We start from the raw sequence: 10,715 nt of genomic DNA on the forward strand, positions 1-10,715 counted from the left end.
TACGCCGTGCAGGCGAGGCCGGGCCGGTTCGCCGCGCGGCAGTGCCGGGAGCGCACACCACGGCCAATGCGTTGCTGGGCAAGCTGTTCCCGGAGATTGAGGAGCGCGTTCCGGTGCTCTTCTCCGAAATCGCAGCCTCCGTCGAACGGGGCGACTACGACGCCGGGGTGCTCATCCACGAGGGGCGTTTCGTCTACCGGGAACGGAAGCTGGAGCTAATCGCCGACCTGGGGCAGCTGTGGGAACGACGTACCGGGCTTCCCCTGCCGCTGGGCGGCATCGCGGCCAAGAAAAGCCTGCCGGAACGGGTGCGCCGCCAAATCACGGGCCTGATTCGGAAGAGCATCGAATATGCTTTCGCACACCCCGGGGCGTCGCGCGCCTACATCCGCGAACATGCGCAGGAGCTGGACGACAAGGTCATCGACGCGCATATCGCGCTCTTCGTCAACGACTACTCGCTCGGGCTGGGCGACGAAGGCCGCCGGGCCGTCGAAACGCTGACGGGCGTCGTCCCGTAACCGGGCCCAATCCCGGCTGAAACGGGGAGGGCGGAAGCAAACGCAAAGAAGCCGGCCCCCGGAAAGCACGGATAAGCAGTCCGGCACGGAAACTCCGGAGCACAGCGAATACCCTTGCGGCAGGCACGCTGCAACCGGGCAGCCTCCCGGAACACAGCCCGGCCGGCCCCCGGACACCCGGCCCCTGGAAGCAGACTCCGGTACGCTCACGCAGGGACCCGCACAGAACAAAACAGGCATGCCCCGCAACCCCGCATAAAAACCAACCCAACCCCGTCCCACGACATGTACCGCACGACCAACCTCCCCAACACCCGCATCCACGTCGCCGACGCCCTGCGCGGCATCGCCGTGGCGGGCATCATCCTTTTCCACGCCCGCGAACACTTCAACCTCTACTGGAGCGCCCTCGATTTGCCGCGCGCCGGGTTCGGCAGTTGGGAGCAGCCCGCGGCCGACGCACTGGGATTCCTGCTCTCGGGCAAGATGTACGCCATCTTCGCCCTGCTGTTCGGATTGAGTTTCTTCATCCAGAGCGACAACCAGGCCCAGCGGGGCCGCGACTTCTCGCTGCGCTTCGCCTGGCGCATGGCGCTGCTGTTCGCCATCGGGCTAATCAACGCCACGCTCTACAACGGCGACGTGCTGACCTACTACGCCCTCTTCGGGCTGCTGCTCATCCCCATCGGCAAGCTCTCCAACCGCTGGGTGTGGCTCATCGCGGCCGTGCTCTTCATCCAGCCGCTCGAGTTGTGGCAGTATTTCAGCGGGCATACGCTCGCAATCCGCCATATCGAAGGCATGGACACGCTCTACCCGACCCTGGCCACGGGCTCGTTCGCCCAGAGCGCCCGCGTGAGCCTGCTCTACGGCCCGCTCAACTCCTTCAGCTGGGCCGTGGCCAACGGCCGGGGCACGCAGACGCCGCTGATGTTCATACTGGGCATGCTGGCGGGCCGCTACCGCCTGTTCTACGACGAGGGCCGCAACCTGCGCATATGGGGCGCGCTGCTGCTGCTGGGCGCGCTCGGCACCTGGCTCGTGCCGTTCCAGGCCATGCGCAACCTGGCAACGGCGACAGCAATCGTCGCCGCCGTGGTGCTGCTGTGGTACCGGTGGCCGGGGTTCCGGCGGGCGCTGCACGGCATGACCCTCTTCGGCCGCATGAGCCTGACCAACTACCTGCTGCAATCGCTGCTGGGAACCGCCCTGTTCTACAACTGGGGGCTGGGCCTCTACCGCCACGTGGACGTCATCTACGGCACGCTGGCCGGCGTGGGCATCATCCTGGTGCAGTACCTGTTCTGCCGCCTCTGGCTGCGGCGCCACACGCACGGCCCCGTCGAATGGGTGTGGAAAAAACTGACCTGGATCGACATTCCGTTTTTCGACCGCAAAATCGCCTCGTAAAGGGCGATTTTTTCACCTCCCCGTTTGGTTATCCCGATTTTTTTGTATATTTATAGTCGGCTAATCGGAAAATGCCCGGCCGCGCGCCTTTCCGCAGCAGGAAACCCGCCCCGCAGAGCATTCCCGACGACGCCCGGAACCACCGCAAAACCTTAAAACCATACGGGAATATGAAAAACTATTCAGCAAAAGAGCTCAAGAACATCGTACTCATCGGCGCGCCCGGCACGGGAAAAACTACCCTTGCCGAAGCGATGGCCTTCGAGGGTAAGGTCATCGACCGCAGGGGTAGTATCGAGGCGAACAACACGCTCTCGGACAACACGGATATCGAGCACGAATACAAACGCTCGATTTATTCGACCATCCTCTTCACCGAATTCATGGACCGCAAGTTGAACATCATCGACTGCCCGGGCTCGGACGACTTCTGCGGAAGCCTCTTCTCGGCCTTCAAGGTGGGCGACGTGGGCGTATTCCTGTTCAACGCCCAGAACGGCTGGGAGGTCGGCAGCGAAATCCAGGCCCGCTACGCGCGCCTGCTGAACAAACCCGTCATCGGCGTGATCAGCCAGCTCGACGCCGACAAGGCCAACTTCGAGGCGGCCGTCGAGTCCATCCGGGCCTCGTCGCGCGTGAAGCCCGTCATCGTGCAGTACCCCGTCAACCAGGGCCCGGAATTCAACGCCTTCATCGACGTGCTGCTGATGAAAATGTACCGCTTCAAGGACAACGACGGCCACCGCGAGGAGCTGGACATCCCGGCCGAGGAGCTGGACAGGGCCCAGGAGCTGAACAAGGAGCTGGTCGAGATGGCCGCTGAGCACGACGAAGCGCTCATGGAGCTCTATTTCGACAAGGGCACGCTCACGCAGGACGACATCCGCCAGGGGCTGAAAATCGGCCTCTCGAACCGCGAGGTGATGCCCATTTTCTGCACCAGCGGCAAGCGCGACATCGGCACCAAGCGCCTGATGGAGTTCATCATCAACGTGGCCCCCGGCCCGCTCAAGGCGCCTGATTTCCGCTCGACCGAGGGCGAGGCAATCGCCGCCGACGATACGGCGCCCGCCGTGGCGTTCGTGTTCAAGAGCCAGGTCGAGCAGCATATCGGCGAAATCACCTACTTCCGCGTCATCCGCGGCAAAATCGCCGAGGGCACCGAGCTCATCAACACCCGCACGGGCAACAAGGAGAAGATTTCGCAGCTGTTCGCCGTGGCGGGCAAGAACCGCGTCAAGGTGACCGAACTGATGGCCGGCGACATCGGCTGCACGGTCAAGCTCAAGGGCACGCGCACCAACGACACGCTCGCAGCCGCCGCGGCCCCCGTGACCGTCGAGCCGATTGTCTTCCCCGAACCGCGCTACCGCGCCGCCGTCAAGGCCAAGGAGCAGGGCGACGAGGAGAAGCTGGGCAAGGTCTTGAACGACGCCAAGTTCGAAGACCCCACGATTCTGGTAGAATACTCCAAGGAGCTCAAACAGACCATCATACAGGGACAGGGCGAACACCACCTGAACATCCTCCGCACGCGCATCGAAAAGGAGAACAAACTCTCCTACGACTACATCGCGCCGAAGATTCCCTACCGCGAAACCATCACCAAGGTCGCACAGGCCGACTACCGCCACAAGAAACAGTCGGGCGGCGCCGGCCAGTTCGGCGAGGTGCACATGATTATCGAACCCTACTACGAGGGCATGCCCGAACCCAAGAACTACAAGGTTCCCGGCAAGGGCGAGATGGTCGTCAACCCCAAGACCAAGGAGGAGTACGACCTGCCGTGGGGCGGCAAACTGCAATTCTACTCGGCCATCGTGGGCGGAGCCATCGACGCACGCTTCATGCCCGCCATCCTGAAAGGCATCATGGAGAAGATGGACGAAGGCCCGCTGACGGGTTCCTACGCCCGCGACATCCGCGTGGTGGTCTACGACGGCAAGATGCACCCGGTGGATTCGAACGAGATTTCGTTCAAGCTGGCGGCTCGCAACGCATTCAAGGAGGCGTTCCGCAACGCCGGGCCCAAAATCATGGAGCCGATTTACAACGTCGAGGTGCTCGTGCCCTCGGACTACATGGGCGCCGTGATGTCCGACCTGCAGAACCGCCGCGCCATGATTGCGGGCATGGAGTCCGACAAGGGCTTCGACCGCCTGAACGCCACGGTGCCCCTGGCCGAGCTGTACCGCTACTCGACGACGCTCTCGTCGCTCACGTCGGGCTCGGCGACCTACACGATGAAATTCGCCAGCTACGAGCAGGTTCCCGCCGACGTGCAGGACAAACTGCTCAAAGCCTACACGGATACCGACGAGGAGTAGCTCCCCGCCCGGAAAAGGAAAAGGCAGGACACCGCGTCCTGCCTTTTTTCGGTGAATTGCTGCAGGCCATCTGCTTTTTGCGGAAAAAGGTACATATCCTTGCGCGGGTTCCGGCAATTGTTACAGTTGTTACATTGTTTCATGCGTGACACGCCCCTGTAACAATGTAACAACCGCAACAGCCGCGCGCACCCCGCCGCCCGCGGGCCGGCGGTCATGTTAAGTTAATGTTAACAATGGAAGTCGAAACCGTTTCCTCGGAAAAAATGGCGTAAATTTGTTCACAATTTGCACTAAAACCCAACATGAGCGAAATCTACACCGTAATTGTCGTTATTCTGGGAATCCTCGCCATTTCAGGTCTTTTCGTCGGCGTCACGAACGACGCAGTCAACTTCCTCAACTCCGCCATCGGCTCCAAAGCCGCCTCGATGCGCGTCATCCTGGCCGTCGCTTCGGTGGGTATCCTCGTGGGCGTGGTCACCTCGAGCGGCATGATGGAAGTGGCCCGCAGCGGCATGTTCAACCCCGGACTTTTCACCTTCCACGAAGTCATGATGCTCTACCTGGGCGTGATGTTCGCCAACATCATCCTGCTGGACCTCTACAACTCGTGGGGACTGCCCACCTCGACCACGGTGTCGCTGGTTTTCTGCCTGCTGGGCGCCGCCATCGCCGTGTCGATTTACAAGATTTCGAACGACCCCGAAATGGGCGTCGGCTCGCTCGGGCACTTCATCAACACCTCGCGCGCCATGGGGATTGTTTCGGCGATTCTGCTCTCGGTGGTCATCGCCTTCACCTGCGGCACGGTGGTCATGTACATCTCGCGCATGATTTTTTCGTTCCGCTACACGGTGCTTTTCCGCCGCTACGGCTCGCTGTGGTGCGGCGCCTCGCTCACGGCCATCGTCTATTTCGCCATCTTCAAGGGACTCAAGTCGCTGCTCGCGGGCCACGCCTTCGTCGAGCTGGTCGACCGCAACCTGCTGCCGTCGCTGGTGATATGCTGGGCGGTGTGCTCGCTGCTGCTCTTCTTCATCCAGCGGTTCAAAATCAACATCCTGCGCATCACCATCCTCTCGGGCACATTCGCCCTGGCGCTGGCCTTCGCCGGCAACGACCTGGTCAACTTCATCGGCGTGCCCGTGGCCAGCTTCGACGCCTTCTCGATTGCCCGCGCCGCGGGCGACCCGCAGATGCTCATGGGCGCACTCAACGAGAATGTCCCGGCCAATTTCCTGGTGCTGGTGGCCGCAGGCGCCATCATGATACTCACGCTCTGGACGTCGAAAAAGGCCATGCACGTCACCGAAACCGAGCTTTCGCTCTCGGCGCAGGGCGACGAGGGCACCGAGCAGTACGGCTCGTCGGTCATGTCGCGCACGATTGTCCGCGCGGCGCTCAACATCAACGCCGGCATCGAGCGCGTCATTCCGCCGCGCGTGCGCGCCGCCATCTCGCGCCGCTTCGAATACGAGGATGTCGAGCACAGCGGCGCCCCCTACGACATGATACGCGCCACGGTCAACCTCACGACCTCGGCACTGCTGATAGCCATCGCCACATCGCTCAAACTGCCCCTTTCGACCACCTACGTCTGCTTCATGGTGGCCATGGGTTCGTCGCTCGCCGACCGGGCCTGGGGCCGCGAGAGCGCCGTATACCGCATTTCGGGCGTGATGACCGTCGTCGCCGGGTGGTTCATCACGGCGCTGGGCGGCTTCCTGATCGCCTTCGTCGTGGGACTCGCGCTCATTTACGGGGGCACGGGTGCATTCATCGTCGTCACCGTGCTGTGCGGCTACATGCTCATCCACAGCAACTTCATGAAAAAAGGCAAACCCGCGGCTGCCGAGGCCCAGGCCCAGGCCCAGACCTCCGAGGACATCATCGGCAACCTGCGTGAAGAGGTGTGCCGCACGATGGAGTGCGCCACCAAGATTTACGACCGCACGCTGATTGCCGTATTCAAGGAGAACCGCAAGGTGCTGCGCGACATGGTCAAGGAGTCGAACGACCTCTTCTACCAGTCGCGCGAACGCAAATACACGCTGCTGCCCACGCTCAAGAAACTGCAGAGCAGCGACGTCAACACGGCCCACTATTACGTGCAGGTGGTGGACTACCTCAACGAGATGACCAAGGCGCTGATGCACATCACGCGCCCGGCCTTCGAGCACATCGACAACAACCACGAGGGGCTGTCCAAGGAGCAGGCCAAGGACCTGATGTCGATCAACGACGACGTGGAGTCGATTTACCGCCACATCAACCAGATGCTGCGCGACGGCGACTTCACGGAAATCGAAATGGTGCTGACGCTGCGCGACCAGTTGTTCGAGTCGATTGCCGACGCCATCAAGTCGGAGCTCTCGCGCATCAACGAGGCCCGGTCGAACACCAAGGCCAGCATGCTGTACCTGACCATCCTGACCGAAACCAAGAACATGGTGCTCCAGTCGCGCAACCTCCTCAAATCGCAGCAATACTTCCTCAAGCACCGCACGGGGCCGCAGAAGTGGATTAAATAAGCGGCAGGGGGCTCCGGGAATACCGGCCCGATGCCGCAACGTTCTTTCTCTTTTGCAAAAAGCGGACACCCGGTTTTGCCGGAAACAAAAAACGCATACGAAATGGATATAGCCAAAGCCAAACGACGCGAAAATATCGCCGAATACATACTTTACCTCTGGCAGCTCGAGGATTTGCTGCGGGCGCTGCAATTCAGCCCCGAGGCGATTTTCTCGACGCTCATTGGCCCCCGCAAGGACATCGCCGAAGAGCAGAAGCACGTCTACCTGCTGTGGTACATGGATTTGGTCAACCTGCTGCAACAGGAGGGCAAAGAGGAGAAGGGGCACCTGGAACACACGCTGCACCTGATAGCCGACCTGCACGACCTGCACCTCCAGCTGATGAAACTCCCCGTAGGCGAACATTACCGCCGGACCTACGCGCGCCTCGAGCCCGAGCTGCCGCGCCTGCGTGCCGTCGTGGGCAACCCCGGCATGAATGACACGGAACTCTGTTTCAGGGCTTTGTACGCCGCGATGCTCTACCGCATCAAGGGCGAGGGCGACAAGACGGCCGTCACCGACACGCTCGAATACATCTCGCCCGTCGTCGCCGAGCTCGCGGACATGTACGGCAAAGTCGAGCGCGGCGAAATCGATTTGTTCAAAACCGCCTCCCCGAAATAACGTTTGATTCTACGTATTTTCTTCGAAGAAAGCACCAAAGAACCCGCGCCGACGAACATGCCGGGCTGCCAATCTCCGCATGCCGTTTGCAGCGGAATAAGGGCGGCTGCGGCACCGAGCGCCCGGAACGGGCGGGCGGAAAGCGCAGTCTTTCGTGACCGTTCAGCGAGGCGCCGCGTCCGCTCCCGCGAAAACGGCATGCGAATGGGTTTCGGTACTTTTCGCCACCGAAAAGCAGATGGTCGCTTTTGCCATCAGAAGGTACGGTATCGCCTTTTTGCAAAATGGCGAACCGGAAATCCGAATAAATCCCTATCTTTGCATTGCAATCCGTACTGCGGATTGTCTTGACCGGCGAAAAATCTGGAAAATTTATTCGAAACGGTCAGGCGCATATCCTGCTTTGCGGCGCCCGCGCCGTATGGTACAGGATGTGTATGCTCCTACGTCATTACGGCGCGGGCTATATGTGCTTATTTGTTTCAGGGTTTTCCAGAGCCTTTCGCCGGATAAGTAACAGTAGTCCGCGTTCGTTTTGCACGGCATTCCGGGCGCGGCGATACCGACTTTTTAAACCTTTGTCCGCCATGACACCCGCTTCCCGCCGTCCCCGCAGCAACGATTTCCGGTATGCCGACGAACGGCTGCGCTTCGTAATCCGCGCCTCGGGGCTCCACACAGCCCTTTTCGCACGACGCATCGGCGTCTGCGCAGAAACGCTCTACGGCATGCTCCACGCCGGCGCGCCCATGACACCCGAAATCGTCGGACGCATTCACGCGCACTACCCGCAAATCGACCCCGTGTGGCTGCTCTGCGGCCCGCAACGGTAACGGCCAGCACCCGCAGCGGCAACGACCGGCGCCTTTGGGGCGGATTGCCCGGGTTCGGGGCACGGGGCTGCGACGTATTTGTTTTTGCGAAAAATCGAGACGCGGGCCGTCCCTACCCGATCTCCAGCCCCATGATATAGTCGTTCATGTAGAAACCGTCGCCGATCGGGAAATCGCCCTCGCGGAGCTTCCGCATCCCCATCTTCTCGTAGAAATGCAGCGCCCGGTTGTTGCGGTTGACGTTCAGCTCCATACGGCAGGGCGCGGGATGCACCGAACGGATATACTCCACGGCGTGGCGGAAGAGGAACTCCCCGGCGCCGAGGCCCTGGAAGCGGGGCAGGACATAGATTTTCTGCAGGTGGAAAAGGTCTTCCGACTCGTGCTGCACCGACAGGTAGCCGCAGGGCTCGCCGTCGGCCGAGGCGACGAACCACGCGAACTCCCCGCGCATCTCCCGCGCCAGCACCTCGGGCCCGTACATCCACTCCATCATATAGGCCGTCTGCGACGGCGTGATAATCCCGCGGTAAGTCGCTGGAAACACCTCGTCGGCAAGGCTCCGTATCAGGCCGCAGTCGGCCTCCGTCGCTCGTCGGATTGTCAGCATATCGAACAGTTTTTAAATTTCAGGACTCCGCCCTTCCCGTGCAGCGCCCACGGCATCCCGCAGCGGAAACCGGCCGCAGCGGGCAAAAAAAAAGGCCGACACGAAGTCGACCTTTTTAATCGTTTCCCCGGGGGAATTAAGCGTACTTGAACGTCGACTCGTCCGATACGGTCAGCTTCTTGCGACCTTTCGCACGACGTGCAGCCAGCACCTTGCGGCCGTTTGCCGTAGCCATACGGGTACGGAAACCGTGCTTGTTGATTCTTTTCCGGCGCGAGGGCTGGTAAGTTCTCTTCATTGCCATAGCTATATACTTTTTATTGTTTCAGACATTTTTACGGATTGCAAAAGTACAACAAAAAAGTTATCCGCAAAAATTTTTCACGAAAATATTTCGAAAAGCCGGGTAAAAAGCACGAAATCTTTTTATCTTTGTCTGACAAGAGAGCGAAAGCCCGCACGGTTCCCGCCCCGATCGGGATGCCCTGCGCGGCGACGGACTGTCTGCGGCGGGAAACGGTTTCCGCCGGAAATTTTCACGAATTATGGCGATTTTCAAAGTCGAAGGAGGCCACCGGCTTCACGGTAGCATTACGCCCCAGGGCGCCAAAAACGAGGCGTTGCAGATACTCTGCGCGACGCTGCTGACCCCCGAACGGGTCACGGTGCACAACATCCCCCGCATACTCGACGTCATGCAGCTCATCGAACTGCTGCGGTGCATGGGCGTCGAGGTCGAACAGCTCGCGGAAGACACCTATTCGTTCTGCGCCCGGGAAATCGACTTCGACTACCTCCGAACCGAGGATTACCGCCGCCGCTGCACGCGCCTGCGGGGTTCGGTGATGCTCATCGGCCCGATGCTGGCGCGCTTCGGCGTGGGTTACATCCCCAAACCGGGCGGCGACAAAATCGGCCGCCGCCGGCTGGACACCCATTTCATCGGGTTCCAGAAGCTGGGCGCGAAATTCAATTTCGACATCGCCGACGAGTTCTTCATGGTCGAGGGCCGCGAGTTGAAAGGCACCTACATGCTGCTGGACGAGGCTTCGGTAACGGGCACGGCCAACATCGTGATGGCCGCCGTACTGGCCAAGGGCTTCACGACCATTTACAACGCCGCGTGCGAACCCTACCTGCAACAGTTGTGCAAGATGCTCAACCGCATGGGCGCCCGCATTTCGGGCATCGCCTCGAACCTGCTGACCATCGAGGGCGTCGAATCGCTGGGCGGCACGGAACACACGCTGCTGCCCGACATGATCGAGGTGGGCAGCTTCATCGGCATGGCCGCCATGAACCAGTCGGAGCTGACCATCCGCAACGTGTCGTACGAAAACCTGGGCATCATCCCCGCGCAGTTCGCCCGCATGGGCATCCGTTTCGAGCAGCGCGGCGACGACATCCACATTCCCCGGCAGGAGCATTACAGCATCGATACGTTCCTCGACGGCTCGATTATGAACATCGCCGACGCGCCGTGGCCGGGACTCACACCCGACCTGCTGTCGATTTTCCTGGTCGTGGCGACGCAGGCCAAGGGGGCCGTGCTGATTCACCAGAAGATGTTCGAAAGCCGCCTGTTCTTCGTCGACAAGCTGATCGACATGGGGGCGCAAATCATCCTCTGCGACCCGCACCGCGCCACGGTCATCGGCCACGACCACCGCATCCGCCTGCGGGCGACGCGCATGACCTCGCCCGACATCCGCGCGGGCGTGGCGTTGCTGATTGCCGCCATGTCGGCCGAGGGGGTTTCGACAATCCAGAATATCGACCAGATCGACCGCGGCTACAAGGACATCGACGGC

9 protein-coding genes are annotated in these 10,715 nt (G+C 61.0%); 7 read left to right on the plus strand and 2 right to left on the minus strand.

Features of this window, described 5'->3' with window-relative positions; all coding sequences use genetic code 11:
- The 6 genes from QZT71_RS10715 to QZT71_RS10740 form a co-directional block, all read left to right on the plus strand.
- Window positions 1-521, plus strand: a 521-nt coding sequence (locus QZT71_RS10715) for an MqnA/MqnD/SBP family protein (RefSeq protein ID WP_295915942.1), incomplete at its 5' end; no start/stop codon positions are given.
- Between the two features lie 285 nt (window positions 522-806).
- Window positions 807-1,931: a DUF418 domain-containing protein gene (locus QZT71_RS10720; RefSeq protein ID WP_295915944.1), complete on the plus strand. Its 1,125-nt coding sequence runs from the start codon at window positions 807-809 to the stop codon at window positions 1,929-1,931.
- 170 nt (window positions 1,932-2,101) lie between these two features.
- The gene (locus QZT71_RS10725; protein ID WP_295915946.1) at window positions 2,102-4,258 is read left to right on the plus strand and encodes a translation factor GTPase family protein; all 2,157 of its coding nucleotides are present in this window, start codon (window positions 2,102-2,104) and stop codon (window positions 4,256-4,258) included.
- A gap of 305 nt (window positions 4,259-4,563) precedes the next feature.
- Window positions 4,564-6,792 carry an inorganic phosphate transporter gene (locus tag QZT71_RS10730; protein WP_295915949.1) on the plus strand — a complete coding sequence of 743 codons (2,229 nt, stop codon included), beginning with the start codon at window positions 4,564-4,566 and terminating at the stop codon, window positions 6,790-6,792.
- A 102-nt stretch (window positions 6,793-6,894) separates the two neighbouring features.
- Window positions 6,895-7,461, plus strand: a complete 567-nt coding sequence (locus QZT71_RS10735) for a DUF4924 family protein (RefSeq protein WP_295915952.1) — start codon at window positions 6,895-6,897, stop codon at window positions 7,459-7,461.
- A gap of 587 nt (window positions 7,462-8,048) precedes the next feature.
- The gene (locus tag QZT71_RS10740) at window positions 8,049-8,294 is read left to right on the plus strand and encodes a hypothetical protein (protein ID WP_295915955.1); all 246 of its coding nucleotides are present in this window, start codon (window positions 8,049-8,051) and stop codon (window positions 8,292-8,294) included.
- A gap of 112 nt (window positions 8,295-8,406) precedes the next feature.
- Here the strand turns inward: QZT71_RS10740 and QZT71_RS10745 are convergent, their stop codons facing one another.
- Together QZT71_RS10745 and rpmH are read right to left on the minus strand one after the other, a co-directional pair.
- Entirely contained in the window at window positions 8,407-8,904 is a 498-nt protein-coding gene (locus QZT71_RS10745) for a GNAT family N-acetyltransferase (protein ID WP_295915958.1), read from the minus strand.
- A 136-nt stretch (window positions 8,905-9,040) separates the two neighbouring features.
- Entirely contained in the window at window positions 9,041-9,202 is a 162-nt protein-coding gene (gene rpmH / locus QZT71_RS10750) for a 50S ribosomal protein L34 (RefSeq protein ID WP_295915963.1), read from the minus strand.
- A gap of 247 nt (window positions 9,203-9,449) precedes the next feature.
- Here rpmH and murA point away from each other — a divergent pair.
- On the plus strand, window positions 9,450-10,715 hold a 1,266-nt coding region (gene murA / locus QZT71_RS10755), incomplete at its 3' end, for a UDP-N-acetylglucosamine 1-carboxyvinyltransferase (RefSeq protein WP_295915960.1).

This window comes from uncultured Alistipes sp. (assembly GCF_902388705.1).
Taxonomy (GTDB): Bacteria; Bacteroidota; Bacteroidia; order Bacteroidales; family Rikenellaceae; genus Alistipes.